Origin of the sequence: Pseudomonas sp. AU12215, from assembly GCF_001675465.2 — a bacterium.
Classification (GTDB): Bacteria; Pseudomonadota; Gammaproteobacteria; order Pseudomonadales; family Pseudomonadaceae; genus Pseudomonas; species Pseudomonas nitroreducens.
Genome location: NZ_MACM02000098.1, coordinates 1 through 466 on the forward strand (window position 1 = coordinate 1; position 466 = coordinate 466).

The 466-nt window shown below is 62.6% G+C and carries 1 protein-coding gene; it reads left to right on the plus strand.

All coding sequences use genetic code 11. The annotated features are described in order from the left end of the window. Positions 1 to 466: methyl-accepting chemotaxis protein (locus tag A9513_RS14635; protein WP_255302858.1), on the plus strand; the 466-nt coding region annotated here is incomplete at both ends.

Genomic DNA, 466 nt, shown 5'->3' on the forward strand with positions numbered 1-466 from the left:
ACATCGAGGCGCTGAACAGCCGYACGGTGAACATCGGCCAGATTCTGGAAGTGATCAAAGGCATCTCCGAGCAGACCAACCTGCTGGCTCTAAACGCCGCCATCGAAGCCGCTCGTGCTGGTGAAGCCGGCCGCGGCTTTGCCGTGGTGGCGGATGAAGTGCGCAACCTGGCGCACCGCGCCCAGGAGTCCGCGCAGGAAATCCAGAAGATGATCGAGGAGCTGCAGGTCGGCGCCCGTGAAGCCGTGGACACCATGACCGAAAGCCAGCGCTACAGCCTGGAAAGCGTGGAGATCGCCAACCGCGCCGGCGAACGCCTGGCCAGCGTGACCCACCGTATCGGCGAGATCGATTCGATGAACCAGTCGGTCGCCACTGCCACCGAGGAACAGACCGCCGTGGTCGACTCGCTGAACATGGACATCACCGAGATCAACACGCTGAACCAGGAAGGCGTGGAAAACCT